Origin of the sequence: Virgibacillus phasianinus, assembly GCF_002216775.1 — a bacterium.
In the GTDB taxonomy this organism is placed as follows: Bacteria; Bacillota; Bacilli; order Bacillales; family Amphibacillaceae; genus Virgibacillus_F; species Virgibacillus_F phasianinus.
In genome coordinates this window covers 2,853,200-2,871,983 of sequence record NZ_CP022315.1, presented here as the reverse complement: position 1 = coordinate 2,871,983, position 18,784 = coordinate 2,853,200, and the positions used below count along the sequence as shown (strand labels likewise).

Below are 18,784 nucleotides of genomic sequence, written 5' to 3'. Positions count from 1 at the left end.
TTGCGCGTTAGACAATCAATCATTAAATAACCCCTCACCTCTTAGCATAACTTCTTAACTAAAAGCAAAGGGGTATTTCGGCTTTTCACAACTTAATAAAATAACTGAACAATTTGATAAAGCAACTGGACAATGATTTCATAAAAACCTTTAACGATTCCTTCAAAAAATGATGCCATCTTTTGAGTGAAGTAAACAGGGGCCTGTTTGTATTCGCCATTTTCTGGTTCAGATGTGACTTTGATAATTTCTTCCTGCTGTTCACTACCTTCATTGCCATCGATAGTTTCAACTTGAGGTGTTGGGAGTTTTGCCTGATCACGATCATGTTCCACACCAAACAGCATTCCTGATACAAAAAACAGGACCAATAATAACAGCACGACGATGGATTTCATGATCTAATCCTCCTTTTCCTTAGTTGACACTTTTTCAGCATCATAGTAAAAGTCACTAAACACTTCTGCAAGAGCATCCGCTGATCGGTATAATTCTTCTAAGTTGTTGCCAACCCCGCCGATTTCAAATATTAACGATTTTTTTGACAGGTCTTGATTGTAAACACCATCAACGCCAGGTCCTTCCTTTACAATTACCGCTCTATTTAAACCAGGATATTTTTCCTCCATCAAAGAATTTAATTTTTGTGCAAATGCAAGATTTTTTTGAAAGTCAGCATTTTCCCCGCCAACTACAATTGCTATTCTAGCGTATTTTTCTCCCCCGATAGTGGTTGTAGTTACTTCTCTAGGTTGACTATCCCGGTGAATATCAAAGACATAGTTCAATTTTTCATGTGATGCAAACGCCTCTTCAACCACGTTTCGTGATACATCATAAGATTGATAGGATTTCATTCCCTTTTGCTGTAATATCTTCGTAATATCGGTATGATCGACAATAGCTCCAATGCCGTTATCTTCCAGTGATTGAGCCAGTCTATCACTTACTTTCGTAATGTTGGCCTCATCGTGATAAGCTAGATCAGGATCATCAACTTTTGGTAAAAGGGGTAAAAACGATTCTCTATTATGGGTGTTATATAAAAAGACAACATTCTCTTCTACCTTTGCCGGTTTTTTCTTTTTATCCCCCTTACCCTCTTGTTCAGGTTCCTTCACTTCAGCTTCTCTATCTTTTAAAATTTGTTTTAATGGTGGTGAAGATTCAATAGGAAGATTGGTATAGTTTGTTCCTTCACCAGCCACAACTATTTTATTATTAAACGCGGAAAATCCCGGGAGCTCCCGGCCTAAGAGACTTCGTACATCATTTGGTTTGATACTTGTTGTTAGTTGAAATAATGTGTTTGATAGTTTAGGAAATGACTGGCCTTCTGGAAAGGCTTCTTGAAATGCCCGATTTTCCATTCCCAGTAAGTAAAGGAATGTTGTACTTTCTACCTTACTCGTCCATTCAGAAAGTGTCTTTGACGAAAATTGGTAAGCAGGAGCAATACTAGTTAACGCTCCTATCAAAACAAATAGTAATAGGATACAAAGGACATACAATCCACCTTTTTTATAAAAAGGAACGAATAAACGTTTGCGTTTGGAATCAGGTTTTTTATTGAAGTTCATTGTTCCATCCTTTCTGAAGACAGTGACATATATATGTAAATCTATGACCTGTCTTCAGAAACTAGAACATAATCTTTCATTTTATCTTGTATATGCGGAAAAATTGGTAACGTCAACTGTTTCATGTAATGCGGCATTAATACCAGTTGCAACAACACTGGCCATGTCTTTCATGAATCCATCCACTTCTTTTGGAGTCACCATTAAGTTATGGCCGATTGGAGTTAGCACTTCTCTAATTAATGATCGTTTTTCCTCTTCTGATAGATTTCCGACTATTCCTAAAAAGGTATTTCTTTGTTCTTCATCGGGCATGTCTTTTTCAGTGAACTTTTTTTCACCGAATGTCATACTTGCTGGGGCAAGGGATTTAGAGGGTCTGTCTTTTTCCCGCCATTCCCTGCCAAAATGTTTCAATAAAAAGTCAATGGTATCACTCGTTATTGTCGCAGCATCCACGACAGTTGGCACGCCAATTGCAAAAACCGGGACCCCCAAAGTATCCTGACTGATTTCCTTTCGTTTATTTCCGACTCCAGAACCAGGGTTTATCCCTGCATCAGAAAGCTGAATTGTTTCGTTTACACGTTCGATTGATCTTGACGCTAGTGCATCGATTGCGATAACGAAGTCGGGTTTAAATTTCTCTACAATGCCAAATATAATATCGCTTGTCTCCATGCCTGTCAGCCCCATTACCCCCGGCGTCACTGCAGCTACAGAGCGGTATCCATCCGCTACAGATTCATGTTCCAGTTTAAATAGATGACTGGTCACTAATATTTTCTCAACGGTCATAGGTCCAAGGGCATCAGGTGTCACATTCCAATTTCCTAAACCGACAATTAAGCATTTTGCATTAAGCGGCAGCTTATTCTTTTTGAGTAGCTGCTCTAGTTCTTTTGCCAGAATACCTGCAGCTTTTTCCTGTCGTTTCGTATCCTGTTTCTTCACACCATCAGCATAAAGTGTGACATATGTTCCGGGTTTCTTATCAATAATTTTGGCACCGGTATCATCTATTTCTACATAAGAGATCTTGATATCGTCTTCCGTTCGCTCCGTTATATTGATACCTTTCATTTGATCAACTTGTGTATCTTCCTGCTCTACGTACATATCCTTTGCTTCAACCGCCAAATCTGTCCGCACTTGAAAGTCCTCGTTTGATTCTGCCATGTAGTTCATTACCTCCATCCATAAGTAAAGTTTCTCACTAATAGACTTAACCTTTACGTTAAAAATCATACAGAATCAGGAAAGAGGAATTTTGCCCTGTTCATTTTTCTATGGCGGAGTTAACAATGCTACTTGAAAACATTGACATGCTCTGATAAAATATCAATGGTTCACTTTGATATGAATCGTTTTTATTAGGAGGTGAAATAATGGCTAATATTAAATCTGCAATTAAACGTGTAGGTGTTAATCAGAAAAAACATGACGCTAACCAGTCATATAAATCAGATATGCGCTCACAAGTTAAACGTGTTGAAAAATTGGTTGAGGCAAAAGATTTGGATAACGCAAAAACTGCTCTTCAACAAGCTAATAAAAAAATTGACAAAGCGGTACAAAAAGGGATTGTCCATCAAAATAATGGAAATCGCCAAAAATCACGCTTATCAAAAATGGTTAATGGACTAAGCGCATAATAATAAAACTAAATGACCAACACAAACACAAAACGATCCCAAATCAGGATCGTTTTTTAGTTTCTTGTGCTTATTATTTAGTCAAATCATATAATAGTAAATCAAAAACAAGATCTTTTTCCATTTTACCCTGCTTCATATCCGCATCAGCATTTGTCAATTTATCGATATAAGAGGCTAACTGGTCAATGGTAAACTTGCTTTCCCGTGACAGGGCAATTTTGACCACATACGGGTGAATCCCTAGCTGTTTTTGCATTTGTGCTTGACTATACCCTTTTTGCTTTAACAGTTTAACCCGAAGCAGTGTGCGAAATTGATACGCTAATAATGCGACCATTGCAATCGGCTCTTCCTTCATTTTTAAAAGGTCGCGGTAAATAGCGATTGCTTTTCCAAGATTCCGTTCTATAACAGCATCCACCAGCTGCAGAGATGAATTGTGAAGCGTATGTGAGACAAGCATTTCCGCTATTTCTTTGGTAACTTTTCCGCCTTCCCCTACGTACATGGCGAATTTCATCATTTCGTTTTGTAATAAATGAAGGTTTGCCTCAATCTCTCCTTCAATTACATCGTAAGCCGCAGATTCAATCGTGATATGATAATCGTCAGCGATCGTTTTTATCCACTTTGACAGTTCGTAATCTTTAATCGGCTCACATAACACAACAGACGCATTTTTCTTCAACATTTTGGTAACCTTTTTCCGTTCATCAATTTTTTCGTATTCTGCGACAAAAACGATATAGGAGTAGTCAACTGGGTTTTCCAGGTACCTTTGCAATGCATCAAGATCATGTTCAAATGGAACTATTGTTGGTTTTGTTTTTAAAAAGGATGGGTTATTAGCGATGATCAGTTTCCGTTCTCCAAACAAGGGATATGTTTCCACATCCGAAATAACTTCTTGAATTGGTATTTCATCCAAATCATATGTAGACAAATTTTCGATATCGCCATCAGGTAATATTCCTTCTATAAGCTGTTTTTTCATATCCTGTATAAAAAACGCCTCCGTACCATAAAGCAAATACACCGGTTGAAAGTTTCCTTTTTTCACGTTTTGTTTTTCTTTAAAAAAAGACATTTCATTCACTCCAATTATGTATATACATAATCGTAATGTGAAAAAGATGGAATAGCAAGGAATTTTAGAGGGAATCTAATGGAGACTCCCTCATTTATTTAAACGTTTACCAATTAGCCCTAGGAATCTAAATGCTAAACGATGTTTGATTTAATTTTAGATTAACCAGTAATACAAAAAGTATAGATGTAAACTCTTTCTATAAATGGTTTTAAGAATTTCTTATGGATTTTTTTTAGTATTTATCTTATACTATAAATGATATAGGAGGGATAGCTTTGAACGAATTTGAAAATGACGTCCAGTCAAAAAATAACGATGTAGTGGATTCTGGCCTAGGATTTGTCTACTCATTTGTCTTCTTTGTTGTAATTTTCTTTATTGGTGTATTTATTAACTTTTTTGGACAATAAAAACAAAGCTATAGCGCTACATACAAACCAGGTTATAAAAAGAGACTGACGCCTACAAGGGCACCGGCAGTCTCTTTTTTAATGCTTTCTTATATTAAGTAGGTTATGGTAAATATTTAAAAAACGTTCCATTCTCTCCTTTAAATTTATACTGTACAGCGCCATCCCTGTCTGTCCGAAAGATCGTAATTCCCTTCTTTTCAAGTGTATCCAGCACCTCCTTTGCTGGATGTCCATAGCTGTTCTTTTCTCCAACCGATATCAAAGCAACAGATGGCTTATAATGCTCTAAAAACTGAGTGCTTGTTGAGGATTTACTTCCATGATGGGCAATCTTAAGAACGTTGAAGGATACATTACTATATCTTTTCATTATTTCAATTTCTGTTTGCTTATCAATATCTCCGGTAAACAACCAGCCTAGGCCGCCTAATTTCATGTATAAGACAAGCGAATTTGCATTTGTGTCCTGTTTATCACGATATGGCGATAAAATATGGATGGGATAATTTTGAAAATCAATCTCTTGTCCAGCTTTCAACCGATTGAAGTTGACACCCTTTTGTTGCCAATTACGTAAAGTTTCTCCTGGAATATTGTAGAATTCATTGATAAAAACCCGCTCTACGTTAAGTCCTTCAATCATATAAGGAACACTACCTACATGATCAACATCTTCGTGGGTGAGAAATAGTGCGTCCACACCCGCAATTCCATTCGCATACAAATATGGTTTGATCACTTGTTTATAGGTGGAATCCGTCGCCTGATTCGTTTCAAATGACATCTTTGCACCGGCGTCAACAAAAAATACTGCTTTTCGGTACGGAAGTTCAACAATAAAACTGTCTCCCTGTCCAATATCCAACATGGTTATTGTTCCATAGGGAGATAAATAAGGCTTAACTGCAATAAATGTTAGCAGAAAAACAATAAGACAACCGTATTGCATAGCGCGCAGGCTTCTTTCCCGCTGAATTGCATTCATGCATAATAAAAATACTACATAATACAGGATAACAGCATAGAGTGGCATGCTACCTAAAATATATGGAAAATAAGCGGTTTGATCAATAAATTGTATAAGGTGAATGAAATAACGATGGACGGTTTCAAAAATTGCATTAAATAACAGCAAAAGTGGCGCTGGAAAGGGAGATAGGAGCAACATAAAAAACATGACTGGAATAACGAAAAGTGAAAAATACGGTACTACGATAACGTTCATTAATATGGAGAGTGGCTGGAAAGTATAAAAGTAAGCTAATTGCAGAGGAATGATCATCATTTGAGCAACAAAGCTGATTTTCAGGCTGATAGTCAGTGGTGAATTGCTAGAGGAAGCAATCCATTTACCTGATAGAAGCAAACCTAGTGTAACTAAAAAGGAAAGCTGAAATCCAACATGGTACACAATGTATTTATCAACCACTATTAAAAGGAGAAAGATAATACTCAAAACGTCCGTTAAACTGTAAACAACCTTTATTTTATGCAATAGGATAAACAAAATCACCATTAAGCATGCCCGCCACACGGAAGGCTCACCACCCGCGATTAGTGCATAAAAAGGTAGTATACAGATCATCGCCCATTGTGCCTTCTCCTTTGTCAGGATACTTAGCTTTATCAATAAAAAATAAATGATCGAAACAATTAAACCAACATGCAAGCCTGAAATTGCTAGCAGATGCGACAAACTCCACCTTTGAAACAACTCAATCGTTTCCTGATCCAATTGTGAGTCATCACCTAAAACAAGCGCATTCAGCCATTTTGCCGTATAAGGATCTGTCTTTGAAATAATAAAATTGAGGATAGATGTACGAATTTGAAAAATGGAACTTAGTAATGAGGAGCTTTCGCAGGAAATGTTATCAGCGGAAGATAGAGTAAGTTGATAGGTAATTCCTTTCGAGAATAAATACGAACGATAATCAAATTGACCAGGGTTTCTGCTGTGATTAGGCAATTCCAGGATTCCCTTGATACTGCATGTAGCGCCATATCTTAAATCTTTGAGCTTGTTTTCCCAATTCTTCTCCTTATTTATAAATGCCACCGCCAGGATTTTATCACCTGACGCTATTTCCTTAACAACAAATTCAATTTTTTTGGAGGATTTTTTGACAGGACTATTAATGGTGCCTGAAATCTCCCCATTAATAGCCTGTTCTGCAGTTGTGCTAATCATTCCCGTATCGATCGTGGGAATATAAAAATAACAACCAAAGTAAAATAGCAGCGCAAGAACAATTGGACCGATACGAAGCTTTTTCCTAATATAAAGATAAAGGAACCACATGACCAATAAAATCATGAATGCTCTGTTATTATATATTACCGTTACGATACTAACCAACACGGAAAGGGCAAAAATATGCCAGTAACCTTTCATATTCTACACCCAGTTACTGATTAACATGAAATAAACGTTGTGCTTCATTTTTAAATTCCTGTAGTTGCCGATCATCTTTTGTTACACGTTCAAGTTTATTTAATAACAATTCCACGTACGTCGCTTTCTCGTTTGAATTTATGTCAACAGCATTGGACTCAAGCTCTACCTTTTTGATATGCACACCTGATTGTTTAAACAGTTCAATTGCATAAGGATCATTTCTATAGTCTGCAGCATAATACAATGTTTTGATCCCACTTTGGATGATGGTTTTGCAGCATTGCAGACAAGGGAAATGGGTAACGTACATTTCAGCGCCTTCTGTAGGAACACCGAATTTCGCACATTGTAAAATCGCATTTGCTTCAGCATGGACAGTACGAACACAATGTCCGTCAATCACATAACAGCCTTCATCGATACAATGTGAATCTCCGGAAACACTGCCATTATATCCTCCAGCGATAATTCGCTTTTCCCGTACAATGGTAGCACCAACAGTTAATCGCTCACATGTACTTCTTAATGCTAATAAATGGCTTTGAGCCATGAAATATTGATCCCATGATATTCTTTCCAAGCTAATTCCACCTTCATCTTTAATTTAGGCTGTTTTCGGTTAGTTTGCTGCAATATCACCGCAGTTTATGGATTTTGTGTAAAAAACAACAATCTTTTTAGAAAACAGCTTTAATTTATCAATAAGTTTACATGTTGGAAATTGTTTTCGTCAACGATTAGGGGAGTTGAATATTTTCTTTCATGTTCTCAAGTGTCTTTTCACCAATACCCGGCACATTTAACACATCCTCGATTAAGTGAAATAAACCATTTTCCTCACGGTATTGAATGATGGCCTGTGCCTTTGATGGTCCTATCCCATTTAATTGTTCAATTTCCTCCTGAGTGGCATAATTAAGGTTTATTTTGGCGGGGGTTGGTGCAACAGATCCAGCTTCGGGTGACTCTTCGCCCGTCTTTGGTACCAGAATGATCATCTCATCCTGTACTTTCTGCGCCAGGTTAACGACTGACTGATTTGCCTGTTTCGTAAACCCGCCTGCGGAACGAATAACATCCTGCACGCGTGCGTCGGTGGGCATATCGTAAACCCCAGGATTCTTTACCTCGCCTTTAACATCTACATATGCATTTGCATGATTTGTTTCCGGATTTGGTGCTGATACAGGGGATTTATTTTTATCATCAGCTGCTAAAGGTTTTACATCAATAGGTTTTTCCTGTTCCGGTTTACCATTAAAAACAAATAAAAAAAGAACAACTGCTAAGCCAATCATGATAAAAAATAGATTTTTTTTGGCAAAGTTAATCAAATGAGGGCCACTTCCTTTGCTATGGGGTTCATTCAAGTGCGTAGGTAAATCGGGGAAATGATTTCTTGTGATATATTAATTAATTCGACGTTAAACGATTAAATCCTGCCCGAAAATGAAATATCGACAAAATTTTATTTTAAGAAATCCCACCTTCAAAATAAAATTATAAAATATTAATCAACGTTTGAAAATCTAAGGCTTATCGCCGAGAATCAGTGGCGAAAGCCCTAGATTTTATTATACTTTATACCGATAAAGATTTATATTTTCTTAAAGTGTAAAAAAAGCTGTCGAAATGACAGCTTGGATTAACAAGATTTTAATTTGCCGATCTTTTTTCTGCAACAAAGAAGATTCGTTCCGTATTTTCCTGTAAACCATCATCAGTTACCGAAAAATCGCCATAAATATTTTTTATTTTTAATTCATTTTGTTCCAAGAGACTGCAGTATTTATCAATTGGAAATGTTTTTTGATGATGAAATTCATCAAATCTCGAATAGGAGTCCTGATCGTTAGATACAAAAAAGGTCAGATCATGAAACATTTCCCCAGTTTCTTCTCCTTCTGAACAAAACCAAATGGAAGACAGCTCATCATCTACAGTGGCAAAGGTTTGATTGATCAGGTCATTCTTGACATGGTATAGCGAATGAACGTCAAAAATAAACAAACCAGTTTCTTTTAGCATTTTCGCTACGTTGCCAAAAACCGTATCCAGCTCATCCGGTGATGTAATATAATTAATAACGTCACAATAACTAACCACTAGGTCCATGTCAGTAATACCGTCCATTTCACGTAAATCCTGATTTATCCATTGTACAGTTAGATTCTTTTCACTCGCCCGTTGTTCAGCGTAGCTTAGCATCTCGACTGAATAGTCTACCCCGATCATCTGGTAGCCTTCTTTTGCCAGACGTGTAGTCAATTGACCCGTCCCACAGCCCAGGTCAACTATCTGACTTACAGGAATTTCTGATTGATTTAATACCTTTTTTGTAAACTCCGCCCATTTATCATATGGTGCGCCATCCATTAGTTTGTCATACAATTTTGCCATTTGTTGATAAGCCATTCGTTTACCCTTCTTGACCAACACTTAGTGATACTTGTGTGGCGTCCCCCCACAGACGTTCCAAATTATAGTATGAGCGTTCATCCTTATGGAAAACATGGCAAACAACATCACCAATGTCAACCAGGATCCATCTCGCTTGTTCATATCCTTCCATCCGTTTAACGGAAATCTCCTGCTCTTCCGCAGCATCTTTTATTGCACGTGCAATTGCCTGAACCTGTCTCTCATTACTTCCATGACAGATTAAAAAGTAATCCGCTACTAGTGAAACTTCTTTCATGTCTAAAGCAATAATATCCTCTGCTCGTTTATCATCACTAGCTTCCGCTACTAATTGCACAATTTCCTTACTATTCATCTAATTAAAACCTCCAATTATTTTTTTAACACTTAAGCCTTTTTAAGCTGACTTAAAAAATAGTTATACGCATGAAAGGAATCCGGATAAATCGTTGTATTTTTAGATAAAAGAAATTGTAACGTATTACGTGACACCATCAGGCATGCATGAAATAAATCTTCCCGCGCCATAGCACGAACTTCATCAACACCCGGGATTGATCTACCTGGTTCAATGTAATCCGCAAGAAAAACAACCATTCCCATCGCCCCTAGGTTCGCCTTTCCAGTGGTGTGATATCGAATAGCATCGCTAATTTCTTGATCCTTGATTCCGAATTGTTCAGCGACTATGACCGATGCAACAGGACCATGCCAAACCTCATGATGGTAATCCAATAAATCGTTTGGTAATTGGCTATCCAGAATAAATTGTTTCATCTCATCCAGGGGTTTGAACTTTGCATAATCGTGAAAAATTGCTGCAAGTTCAACTTTTTCTGTGGATACATGGTATAAATTCGCTAACTCAGCTGCTGTATCCGCAACCCGCAGAGTGTGTTCGAATCGGGCTTTTGTCAAAGCCGGCTTAATAATATCAATTGCTTCGTCATTCCTCATACAATCGCTTCTCCTTTATATAGTAGATAACTGGTTCTGGTAGTAAATAGGTAACCGGAATATTAGTTTCTATTCGTTCACGTATCATGGTTGAAGAAATCTCAATATAAGGGATATCAACAAGTGTAATTGGGTATGGTGGTTCTAGTTCAAAGCCGACTCTTTTTACACCAACAAATGTAACCATATTCATTAATTCATTGATTTTATGCCATTTTGGAAGATATTCTACCATGTCAGCACCAATTATAAAATGGAAACTAATATCTGGATGCTCTTTTTTAAGTAGGGTTAGTGTATCAATAGTATATGATTTACCTACACGATTTACTTCTATTGTATTCAATTTAAAAAAAGGATTGCATTCGATTGCATGTTGCACCATGTCCACCCGTTGTTTTGCACTAGTGCGGGCCTTGTCTTTATGCGGTGGTTCTTGTGAAGGCACAAACCAAATTTCTTCCAGGTTGAGCGTATGACGCACCTCTTCCGCGATAATTAAATGACCGAGATGCGGCGGATCGAATGTCCCCCCTAAAATACCTACATGCCTCATGATTTACTCCTTTATGGCAGCGTAATCTGCTTATTTTCCTGAGACTCTTTATATAAGACAATATTGTTTCCAATAATTTGAACCAATTCCGCGCTGGCTCCATCGGCAAGCTCGGAAGCAACTGTATCCTTTTCTTCCATACAATTTTGTAAAATACTCACTTTTATCAGCTCACGCTTCTCAAGTGCCTCTGATATTTGCTCAACCATATTATCATTTACGCCAATTTTGCCTACCTGAAAAATCGGCTTCAGCCGATTTGCCCTTGCACGTAGAAATCGTTTTTGCTTTCCAGTTAACATCAAATCATCCTTCCAATTGTCTAAATAATTCCTGATCCATTTCATTTATCTCAACTCGAATATTCGTCCACAGTTCAAAAGCATACTGCGCCTGATATAGCAGCATGGAATGGCCGCGGTGTATGCGTGCCCCGGCATTTTCGGCATCTTTTAAGAAGGCAGTTGTCACTGGCTGATAGACAATATCGCTAACAATATTTTCTTTTGTCAGTTTATTAACGTTCACGATGGTTTTTTCTTGTGCCGGTTTCATTCCTACTGATGTTGTTTGAATAATAATGTCATAACTATCAAGTACATTCTCAGCCTCGGACAACGTCAAAAGGTTTGTATTGTCAAGATTAAATAAATCCTTTAACTTGTGGGCCGAATCTAGTGTTCGATTAGCTAGATCGATATGATTAAAGCCTTTTTGACCAAGCGTATAAAGAATTCCCCGCGCTGCTCCGCCAGCTCCAATAATCAAAACATTTTTATTAGTATCCTGTCCTATTGATGGATAGGCCTGGATCAGGGATCTTAGGTATCCATCTCCGTCCGTATTATAACCTGTCCATTTTCCACCCTTACATACCACGGTATTTACAGCCCCGATTGCAGCTGCTTTTTCATCCAGATCGTCAAGGTACGGTATAATGGTTTGCTTGTACGGTACCGTTACATTGAACCCATCAAGCATATCATTCTTTATTTCCTTTATGCGGTCAGCAAACGATTCCGTTGTATTTATTTCGTATAAGGCATAGTTCCCTTTAAATCCAGCCTTTAGGATAAATTTATTATGAATCCATGGGGATAACGAATGCTCAATCGGATATCCCACCAAACCAAAGCGATACTCCATTACCAACCCTCCCTAAATTAATGCTGGTCTAATTGAAACCGCAACCGATTTAGGACTATGGACAACAACAGTTGTATTAATATCAGGAACCATAACCCATCCTAAACCAGGAAAAACAATGTCCATCTTTTCTTCTTTTATCCGAAATGTGCTTTGCACTAAATCGGGTAATATTCCACGTGTTTCCTCATCCGGGGGAGATAATAGGTCGCCAACATGGTCCTCGTAAAGTTTATCAGCGTTCGCAAGCTTCGTTCTGTGAATCGATACATGATTCGAAAAATAACAAACGAAGGATTGTTTATTCCCTTTAATAAAATCAATTCGTCCAAGTCCGCCAAAGAATAATGTTTGTTGACTATTCAACTGAAATATTCTTGGCTTAATCTCCTTTGTTGGAGTAATTGTCTTTAAGTCATTTTTTGAAACATAATGGGCCATTTGCTGTTTGTTTACTATCCCCGGTGTATCAATAAGCACCGAATGATCGTCGAGTGGAATTTCGATGAATCCAAGTGTCGTTCCAGGAAAATAGGATGTGGTAATAACATGTTTATCCCCGGTAGTTTGTTGAATTAGCTGATTAATGAACGTGGACTTGCCAACATTTGTAGTTCCAACAACATAAACATCCTGACCATCTCTTGCTTTTTCCATTTCCCTTGTTAATTCATTGATGCCATGTCCTTTAATGGATGAGATCAGAAAAACATCATCGACCTTGATGCCAGCATCTTTTGCAGACTTTTTCAACCAATTTATTAATTTCTTCTTATTCGTCGATTTTGGTAATAAATCTACCTTATTACCTACCAATAAAATCGGTTTGTCGCCTATTATCCTAGCCAGGCTTTGAATCATGCTTCCATTGACATCAAAAATGTCTATCAGGTGGACAACCAAACCTTTTTCATCCCTAATTTGACTTACCATTTTTAAAAAATCATCATCGGTCACCGAAACATCCTGAATTTCATTATAGTGCTTCAGTCGAAAACACCGCTGACACAGGACAACATCCTTTTCGAGTGCAGACGCAGGTGTATAGCCAATTTCATCCTTATTAGTTGTTTGAATTGCTGTACCACAGCCTTGACAATATATATCTTCCATCATTACTCCTCCCAGGTGATCTTACCTTTTCTTCTCATGTAGTTTAAAATACGACGCTCAATTTTACGATTAAACTGTGTTATCTTTCCATCTGTTTGTACAATGGGTAGCACTAATATCGTATAAAAGCCTGCGAAATTTCCGCCTAATACATCTGTTAAGAGTTGATCTCCTACGACTACAATGTTTTCTTTTTTTAATCCCATTTGGTTTGCTGCTGTCTTAAATGCATGACTCAGCGGTTTCCGCGCACTAAACACAAAAGGCGTGTCTAGTGGTTCCGCAAAGATCTTAACGCGCTCCTGCTTATTATTAGAAATAATCATAATTGTAATATCGTGATCTTTCATTTGTTTAAACCAGTTAATAATTTCCGGGGTTGCATTCTTAACATCCCATGCTACCAAAGTGTTATCAAGATCGGTGATAATTCCCTTTATCCCTCTTTGTTTAAGTGCTGCGGGATGGATATCGAAAACACTTTTCACATGTTCATTTGGCAAAAAATTCTTTAACACGTTTCCACCTCATTAGTATAGTCAATCCTAGTTCTACTTTTTCCATTTGTAAATAACCTTTATTCGTATAATGTTATTTATTACTAATCCTATAATAACTTAACACATATATAAAGTACTAGCGAAAATTGTCTAATCCAGAAACAACCCGCCACAAGCGGAATAACTAAAGAAATAAGCAAAAACCGTTCGACAATTTCTCCTATTTTTTTCATTGTGGATAACTTTGTTCACATTAAAAACACCTTTAAATCAGGCAATACGACAATATTTTTTTGTTTATTCACAAGTTATCTACAGGCTAATGTAGATAACTTGCGCCTTGTCCAACAAGGCTTTTCATGGTAAATTAAACTTACATTAACACATTAAGAATTAACATTTTAAAGGGGGCTTTATTCATGAACCACTTATCTGACGAATTGTTACTAGAATCATACCAAAAAGCACATGAATTAAAGCTCAGCCCTGATTTTATTTATTTAATCGAAAAAGAAATTCAAAAACGAAGTCTAACCCATAAAATGAAACAATCCGGCTAAAACTATATATGGTTATGGATGTACGACCCAAAAACTCTTGTCATTTTTATGAATGATAAGGGTTTTTTATTTTGCCAGCATAACAGTTATGATAAGCTATCAGGTAAGGATTGCTATATTAACAATGATTGTAAAATCATAAACTCCACTATCATCAATATGCAATTCAATATATAATTACCTTTATAGTACCTTTTTTCGATACTAAACTACATAACATATCAAGGAGGAATCCAATTAGATGATTTTCGCAGTACTATTACCACTTCTAATTGCCTGCTTAATTCCGTTCTTAAGCAAAGTTAAACATAAGATACATACAGGAATATTTGTCTTTTTTATTCCACTCATAATCTTCTTATACTTTATTCAGTTTATTGGTACAAACTTTTCACCCGTAAGACAAACATATCAATGGATACCTTCCCTATCAATAAATTTTGATTTTTATTTAGATGGATTAAGTCTCCTTTTTGTTTTGTTAATCAGCGGAATTGGTGCATTAGTTGTTCTTTATTCCATCTATTATCTTGATAAAACGGAGCAGTTAGGCCATTTCTATGTCTATTTAATACTGTTTATGGCTGGTATGCTTGGTGTTGTTTTATCAGATAATGTTTTTGTCATGTACACTTTTTGGGAGTTAACTTCTATATCTTCCTTTTTGCTGATTGGTTATTGGCATTTTAATGAACGTTCCCGCTATGGCGCACTGAAATCAATGCTAATTACCATTTTTGGCGGATTAAGTATGTTCGGAGGATTTATTTTATTATCAGTTATCACTGATACAACAAGTATTCAGGCTATGATTGAACAAAAATCTGTTATTTTGAACAGTCCTTATCTTCCATTAATATTGGTGTTTATTTTACTTGGTGCGTTTACAAAGTCTGCCCAATTTCCATTTCATATATGGTTGCCTGATGCAATGGAGGCTCCAACTCCGGTAAGTGCTTACCTTCATTCGGCAACAATGGTTAAAGCCGGATTGTTTCTTGTTGCACGATTTTCACCAATCTTAGCAGACTATGAATGGTTTTTTATTATTGTCAGTATTGCGGGAATCGTTACCCTGTGCTGGGGCTCCTATATGGCTGTTAAACAGACCGATCTAAAAGCAATACTCGCATTTTCTACAATCAGTCAGCTGGGTATGATTATGGCTATGCTTGGTTTTGGAACAAAGGTAGCAGTGTTCGCAGCTGTGTTCCATATATTGAATCACGCCACATTCAAAGGCAGCCTGTTTATGGTCGCGGGAATCGTTGATCATGAAACCGGAACCCGGGATATTCGGAAATTAGGTGGCTTACTCACCTTTATGCCTATCACAGCAACACTTGCCTTTTTTGGAACATTTTCAATGGCTGGGGTTCCGTTCCCATTCTTAAACGGATTTTATAGCAAGGAATTGTTTTTCCAGTCCAGTCTCGGATTAAATGAAAATGTAGGCTCGTTTGCTAGTTTTCTAATCGACATTATTCCTGTGTTAGCCGTTTTCGGCAGTATTTTCACATTTGTTTACTCCATGTATTTCTTTTTTGGTGTATTTTCTGGCCGAAAAAAGGAAAAGCAACTACCTAAGAAGCCGCATGAGGCACCAATTGGCATGTTGCTTTCTCCGATTATTTTGGTGGGACTGGTTATTATCATTGGATTGTTCCCTAACCTTGTAAACGGCTCATTTTTAGCGCATACCGCCGAAGCAATCAGTGGCGAAGCATTCCATCCCCATATTGTATACTGGCATGGGTGGAAAAAACCTGCGTTTATTATGTCCCTGATAGTAGTTGTTCTTGGAACACTGCTGGTACTAACACGAAAAAAATGGAATGCTGTTTATCGTATCCTGCCAGGAAAATTAAGTCTAAATAAAACCTACGATGTGATTGTAGATAAGCTGGATGTATATTCCAATCAGGTTACAAACTTTTACATGAACGGCTCATTAAGACTTTATGTAGCGCTAATCCTAGGCACAACAGCAATTGTTACCTTTACCTTCATGTTGTTAACGGGTGGATTTACGATTGGCTTTGACAACCTGGCGGATATAACTCCAATCGAAATTTCTGTTGTTGTGGTCATGATGGTTGCAGCACTTGCGACTATATTTGCGAAACATAATGTTGCTGCAATACTTGTTCTAGGTGTTGTTGGATATGGGATTTCCATTCTGTTTGTTATTTACCGGGCACCTGACTTAGCGTTAACTCAATTAATTATTGAAACGGTAACTGTAGCTTTATTCTTACTGTGCTTTTTCCACTTACCAAAGATGCAAGTTAGAAAAGAATCGGGTAAATCAAAATTAATCAATGCAGTTATCTCTGTTGCATTTGGCGCGATGATGACACTGATTGGCATTTCTGCACATACCAGTAACTGGTTTGACTCTATCGCAGAATACTTCCTTAAAACTTCGCACAAGCTTGGAGGCGGCGATAATGTTGTTAACGTTATTTTAGTGGATATGCGTGGCCTGGATACGATGTTTGAAATTACTGTTTTGGGAATTGCAGCACTTGCCATCTTTGGCCTTATAAAAATCAAGCGGAAAAAGGAGGCGGAGTAAATGGAAATTGTCACCTGTATTCTTGCGGGATTATTATTTGCAACAGCGATTTATAACCTCCTTCAAAAACAATTAATACGAATTATTATTGGTACAGGACTTCTGTCACATGGGGCCCATTTGTTTATTTTAACTATGGGGGGGCTAAAAGGCGGTAAATCCCCTATTTTAAATGAAGATGTATCAAATTATACAGACCCACTGCCACAAGCCTTAATTCTGACATCGATTGTAATTAGCTTTGGTATTACAAGCCTTTTATTAGTATTAGCCTACAGGGCTGCAAATGATAACGGAACAGATAACATGGATCAATTAAGGGGTAACAAAAATGAGTAATTTAGCAGTATTGCCAATAATCATTCCATTATTCGCTGGAATAATCCTAGCCTTTTTTCCAACAAAAGTAAAACTATTACGTGCATTAACAAAGATTTTTTCTATTTCCAGTTTATTGGTTGTTGCATACATAGCCTGGCAGGTTATTAATCATGGTCCGATAATATTAGAGACAGGTAACTGGCCAGCGCCATACGGAATCATTTTAGTAGCGGATCCACTGGCCATCATTCTTGTATTAACAACAAACATTATCACCGTAGCATGTGCTTTTTTCGCACCACATTCGGTAACTTTAAAACAGGAACAACATTATTTTTACTCGTTTATGTTCTTTTTAATAACAGGTGTATCCGGAGCTTTTCTCACCGGAGATTTATTCAACCTGTTCGTATTCTTTGAGGTATTATTAATGGCTTCTTATGCGTTAATCGTTTTAGGTGGGGACAAGGTGCAGCTGCGGGAGTCTATCAAGTATGTACTGATTAATCTCTTCTCTTCCATGCTGTTTGTAACCGCTGTGGCATTTTTATATGGTGTTGTCGGAACAGTTAACATGGCCCACATTGCTGAACGTGTTCAGGAAGTCGATCAAAAAGGAATACTAACAACAATTGGTCTTTTGTTCTTTTTCGTTTTCGCAACAAAAGCAGCATTGTTTCCATTATTCTATTGGATGCCAAAGTCATACATTGTTCCAAATCCTGTAATTTCAGCTTTATTTGGGGCGCTTTTGACGAAAGTTGGGATTTATTCAATCATCCGTGTTTTTTCACTGATATTTATTTACAAGCTCGATATGACCCATCAAATGTTTATCTGGATAGCAGGTCTTTCAATGATATTTGGGATATTAGGTGCCTTTTCAACAAATAATGTCAAACTTATTATAGCCTATAATATCATCCCAGCTATTGGCTTTATCATCATGGGAATTGGTGTATTTGAACAGGATGCCGTAAGTGGTGCCGTCTATTACCTTGTACATGATATGATAATCAAGGCCGTGTTATTTCTCATAGTTGGGGTAGTCGCATATGTAGCCGGAACATCAGATTTACGAAAAATGGGCGGGCTCATCCACTACTATCCCGTGCTTGGCTGGTTATTATTTGTTTCAGCGTTCATTCTTGCTGGTATTCCCCCATTTAGTGGTTTTATTGCAAAACTTCTACTGTTGAAAGGGACATTAGCTAACGGTGAAATTGCCATTACGATCATTGCATTAGCATCCAGTTTACTAATTTTGTATTCCGTTATGAAAATTTTTATCAAAGGTTTCTGGGGCGAGAAAAATTCAAAGTATGAAACGGAGAAAAAATCAACAAAAGGATTAATCGGCCCAATTATTTTCTTATTAACTTTTTCTGTCATTTTGGGTATCGGTGCAGAGTTCTTTTATCCAACAATCGAAGGTATCTCAACGTACTTACTCGATCCAGAGGTATATATTGATGCCGTATTAAAGGAGTAAT

At 37.3% G+C, this 18,784-nt stretch carries 21 protein-coding genes; 6 read left to right on the top strand and 15 right to left on the bottom strand.

What is annotated here, in order from left to right; all coding sequences use genetic code 11:
* Positions 1 to 92: 92 nt before the first annotated feature.
* The 3 genes from CFK37_RS13765 to gpr all read right to left on the bottom strand — a co-directional run bounded on the left by CFK37_RS13765 (position 93) and on the right by gpr (position 2,759).
* Entirely contained in the window at positions 93 to 398 is a 306-nt protein-coding gene (locus CFK37_RS13765) for a hypothetical protein (RefSeq protein ID WP_089062399.1), read from the bottom strand.
* 3 nt (positions 399 to 401) lie between these two features.
* Positions 402 to 1,580, bottom strand: a complete 1,179-nt coding sequence (spoIIP, locus tag CFK37_RS13760) for a stage II sporulation protein P (RefSeq protein ID WP_089062398.1) — start codon at positions 1,578 to 1,580, stop codon at positions 402 to 404.
* 81 nt (positions 1,581 to 1,661) lie between these two features.
* Positions 1,662 to 2,759, bottom strand: coding sequence for a GPR endopeptidase (gpr, locus tag CFK37_RS13755; RefSeq protein WP_089062397.1), 1,098 nt, complete (start codon positions 2,757 to 2,759; stop codon positions 1,662 to 1,664).
* A gap of 209 nt (positions 2,760 to 2,968) precedes the next feature.
* Here gpr and rpsT point away from each other — a divergent pair, with 209 nt between their 5' ends.
* A complete protein-coding gene (gene rpsT / locus CFK37_RS13750) occupies positions 2,969 to 3,235 on the top strand; it encodes a 30S ribosomal protein S20 (RefSeq protein WP_089062396.1) in 267 nt (88 codons plus the stop codon).
* A gap of 73 nt (positions 3,236 to 3,308) precedes the next feature.
* Here rpsT and holA read toward each other — a convergent pair whose 3' ends face one another.
* On the bottom strand, positions 3,309 to 4,325 hold the full coding sequence (holA, locus tag CFK37_RS13745; protein WP_089062395.1) for a DNA polymerase III subunit delta: 1,017 nt from the start codon (positions 4,323 to 4,325) through the stop codon (positions 3,309 to 3,311).
* Positions 4,326 to 4,603: 278 nt separating this feature from the next.
* On the opposite strand from holA, the gene CFK37_RS13740 reads away from it, so the two are divergent.
* Entirely contained in the window at positions 4,604 to 4,738 is a 135-nt protein-coding gene (locus CFK37_RS13740; protein ID WP_089062394.1) for a YqzM family protein, read from the top strand.
* 103 nt (positions 4,739 to 4,841) lie between these two features.
* On the opposite strand, the gene CFK37_RS13735 is transcribed toward CFK37_RS13740, so the two are convergent.
* From CFK37_RS13735 to CFK37_RS13685, 11 genes are all read right to left on the bottom strand, one after another.
* Positions 4,842 to 7,136, bottom strand: a complete 2,295-nt coding sequence (locus tag CFK37_RS13735) for a DNA internalization-related competence protein ComEC/Rec2 (protein WP_089062393.1) — start codon at positions 7,134 to 7,136, stop codon at positions 4,842 to 4,844.
* 13 nt (positions 7,137 to 7,149) lie between these two features.
* Positions 7,150 to 7,719: a ComE operon protein 2 gene (locus CFK37_RS13730; RefSeq protein ID WP_089062392.1), complete on the bottom strand. Its 570-nt coding sequence runs from the start codon at positions 7,717 to 7,719 to the stop codon at positions 7,150 to 7,152.
* Positions 7,720 to 7,876: 157 nt separating this feature from the next.
* Complete coding sequence (locus tag CFK37_RS13725) at positions 7,877 to 8,473, bottom strand: helix-hairpin-helix domain-containing protein (RefSeq protein ID WP_089062391.1); 597 nt, start codon at positions 8,471 to 8,473, stop codon at positions 7,877 to 7,879.
* Positions 8,474 to 8,795: 322 nt separating this feature from the next.
* Entirely contained in the window at positions 8,796 to 9,554 is a 759-nt protein-coding gene (locus CFK37_RS13720) for a class I SAM-dependent DNA methyltransferase (protein ID WP_089062390.1), read from the bottom strand.
* A 4-nt stretch (positions 9,555 to 9,558) separates the two neighbouring features.
* Positions 9,559 to 9,915, bottom strand: a complete 357-nt coding sequence (rsfS, locus tag CFK37_RS13715; RefSeq protein WP_089062389.1) for a ribosome silencing factor — start codon at positions 9,913 to 9,915, stop codon at positions 9,559 to 9,561.
* A gap of 32 nt (positions 9,916 to 9,947) precedes the next feature.
* On the bottom strand, positions 9,948 to 10,517 hold the full coding sequence (yqeK, locus tag CFK37_RS13710) for a bis(5'-nucleosyl)-tetraphosphatase (symmetrical) YqeK (protein ID WP_089062388.1): 570 nt from the start codon (positions 10,515 to 10,517) through the stop codon (positions 9,948 to 9,950).
* Entirely contained in the window at positions 10,507 to 11,073 is a 567-nt protein-coding gene (locus CFK37_RS13705; protein ID WP_089062387.1) for a nicotinate-nucleotide adenylyltransferase, read from the bottom strand. The genes yqeK and CFK37_RS13705 overlap by 11 nt, the downstream gene beginning before the upstream one ends.
* Before the next feature lie 11 nt (positions 11,074 to 11,084).
* Positions 11,085 to 11,375, bottom strand: coding sequence for a ribosome assembly RNA-binding protein YhbY (gene yhbY / locus CFK37_RS13700; RefSeq protein ID WP_089062386.1), 291 nt, complete (start codon positions 11,373 to 11,375; stop codon positions 11,085 to 11,087).
* Between the two features lie 4 nt (positions 11,376 to 11,379).
* Positions 11,380 to 12,219, bottom strand: a complete 840-nt coding sequence (aroE, locus tag CFK37_RS13695; protein ID WP_089062385.1) for a shikimate dehydrogenase — start codon at positions 12,217 to 12,219, stop codon at positions 11,380 to 11,382.
* Between the two features lie 12 nt (positions 12,220 to 12,231).
* Entirely contained in the window at positions 12,232 to 13,332 is a 1,101-nt protein-coding gene (yqeH, locus tag CFK37_RS13690) for a ribosome biogenesis GTPase YqeH (protein ID WP_089062384.1), read from the bottom strand.
* A 2-nt stretch (positions 13,333 to 13,334) separates the two neighbouring features.
* The gene (locus CFK37_RS13685) at positions 13,335 to 13,850 is read right to left on the bottom strand and encodes a YqeG family HAD IIIA-type phosphatase (protein WP_089062383.1); all 516 of its coding nucleotides are present in this window, start codon (positions 13,848 to 13,850) and stop codon (positions 13,335 to 13,337) included.
* A 401-nt stretch (positions 13,851 to 14,251) separates the two neighbouring features.
* Between CFK37_RS13685 and sda the strand changes: the two genes are divergently transcribed.
* The 4 genes from sda (at position 14,252) to CFK37_RS13665 (ending at position 18,783) form a co-directional block, all read left to right on the top strand.
* Positions 14,252 to 14,392: a sporulation histidine kinase inhibitor Sda gene (gene sda, locus CFK37_RS13680; RefSeq protein WP_089062382.1), complete on the top strand. Its 141-nt coding sequence runs from the start codon at positions 14,252 to 14,254 to the stop codon at positions 14,390 to 14,392.
* Between the two features lie 241 nt (positions 14,393 to 14,633).
* On the top strand, positions 14,634 to 16,970 hold the full coding sequence (locus CFK37_RS13675) for a Na+/H+ antiporter subunit A (RefSeq protein ID WP_089062381.1): 2,337 nt from the start codon (positions 14,634 to 14,636) through the stop codon (positions 16,968 to 16,970).
* Positions 16,971 to 17,309, top strand: a complete 339-nt coding sequence (locus tag CFK37_RS13670) for a Na(+)/H(+) antiporter subunit C (RefSeq protein ID WP_089062380.1) — start codon at positions 16,971 to 16,973, stop codon at positions 17,307 to 17,309.
* Positions 17,302 to 18,783, top strand: a complete 1,482-nt coding sequence (locus tag CFK37_RS13665; RefSeq protein WP_089062379.1) for a Na+/H+ antiporter subunit D — start codon at positions 17,302 to 17,304, stop codon at positions 18,781 to 18,783. The genes CFK37_RS13670 and CFK37_RS13665 overlap by 8 nt, the downstream gene beginning before the upstream one ends.
* The last annotated feature ends 1 nt before the right edge of the window (position 18,784 follow it).